Source organism: Nonomuraea aridisoli (assembly GCF_003236395.1).
Classification (GTDB): domain Bacteria; phylum Actinomycetota; class Actinomycetes; order Streptosporangiales; family Streptosporangiaceae; genus Nonomuraea; species Nonomuraea aridisoli.
On record NZ_POUD01000550.1, the window covers coordinates 1 to 1,539 of the forward strand.

General features: G+C 64.5%; 1 protein-coding gene. It reads right to left on the reverse strand.

The window, feature by feature from the left end:
• Window positions 1–682: 682 nt before the first annotated feature.
• The gene (locus C1J01_RS47980; RefSeq protein WP_111185800.1) at window positions 683–1,258 is read right to left on the reverse strand and encodes a GNAT family N-acetyltransferase; all 576 of its coding nucleotides are present in this window, start codon (window positions 1,256–1,258) and stop codon (window positions 683–685) included.
• Window positions 1,259–1,539: the final 281 nt, after the last annotated feature.

A 1,539-nucleotide genomic window follows, 5' to 3' on the forward strand; every position in this document is an offset into this window, starting at 1 on the left:
CTTCACCCACCCACTCAGCTTCGTCCGACGGGTGATCCGGCCTTGGCACCCGCTATCGAGGCCGCCTAAGATCCACTCACGGCACCTACCTCGTCGAGCCTTTTACACCGCTCCGAGGACGCGACCGAGCGCAACGGCGCGTGGGTCTGCGGTGGCCTCCGGAGCGTGCAGAGGACGTCCAACATCCGTGTGGGCGACAAACCTGGGCGCACTCGTGGCAGCACCTTAGTGAAGATCGACAACGACAGGGTAGCCCGGTGGCCTGATGGAACCGCCCGTTGTCGCCGATGCCCAACGAGCTAAGGAAGCTTCGCAACCAGGGACAGCCTCAGCTCACTGCAATCAAGATCCTTCTCAGAGCCACCGGCTGTCCGCCGGTTCCTCGACCCCGATGTCCGGGACTACTGCACTGTTGCGGGGACGGGGGTGATCTCGTCGTACCGTACGGTGATCACGTACTGGGTTGCCGTCCACCTCGATGATCGCGGCGTCGTGGCTGACGTCCGGCACTTCGACGGACAAGACTTCGACCGTCAGACCTACGGCCTGGGCCGCGGCGATCCACTGGGCCCCCCGCTCGGGTCCGCGTCACCAGCCGCAGCGCCGGCAGGAGAGCGGCCGCGTGTATGAGTGACAGCGTGATCTTCGTCCCGGCGAGGGCTCCCAAGCGTCTCCGCCGCAGTCACTCGTGAGCGGGCCATTCCTCGGCCAGGAGCGCGTATGAGAGACCGTCGAGCCATCCCTTGGTGCGGTGGAGTGAGTCTCTCACCGTGTGCTGTTCGCGGCGCATCCCGACCCGCTCCATCAGCCGCCACGAGGGTTCGTTGTCGTAGAAGCAGTCCGCGTGAAGGCGGCGCAGGCCAAGACTCTTGAAGGAGATGTCGATGAGGGCGCGTACCGCTTCGGTGGCGTAGCCCTTGCCGCCGTAGGAGGGATCGAGCGTCCACCCGAGCTCTCCTTGGACGCTTTTCGCCTGGTCAGCGACCTCTTCCTGCGCCCAACCGTCCTGGACCTTCAGTGTCAGGTCGCCGATCACCCGGCCGTCCAGTTCGACGATGAGCAGGTCTACGAGCCGCTCCTTGCGGAGGAAACGCTCACGGTAGTCGTCGTAGGTCTCTGTGGCGGCCGCGACCCATTCGTGAGTCTCCGGCAGCTGCCGGAAGGCCCAGGTCGCGTCCAGGTCGTCGGGGGCAGCCCGGCGCAACAGCAGCCGCTCCGTGGAAATCGGCCAGTCCAGCGTGTCAAGAGGGTGACGCATGGGCCCTCATACTGACAGCGGGCTGTGGTGATACACAAACGGATTACTGCGGACGAAAGGAACCGAGATCGCGTCGCGATGGTAGCCGCGCCAGTCCTTGAACACCGAGGAATGCCTGGGAAAAGGAAGCGGCCTCCGGAGAGCAGCGCTACCCCTAGGAGTGTCCTGAAGATCTTGCTGGGTGAGTCGGCATGAGTCGGCTCACCCTTTTGCTATGCAGTGATCGGGATGACAGTCCAGATGCCGTTGGTGTGGGCGAGTCCGAGGTTGATCAGACGGCG

What these genes read in the sequence shown, in the direction of transcription:
- C1J01_RS47980 (WP_111185800.1), bottom strand. Translation starts at nt 1,258, where the DNA reads ATGCGTCACCCTCTTGACACGCTGGACTGGCCGATTTCCACGGAGCGG.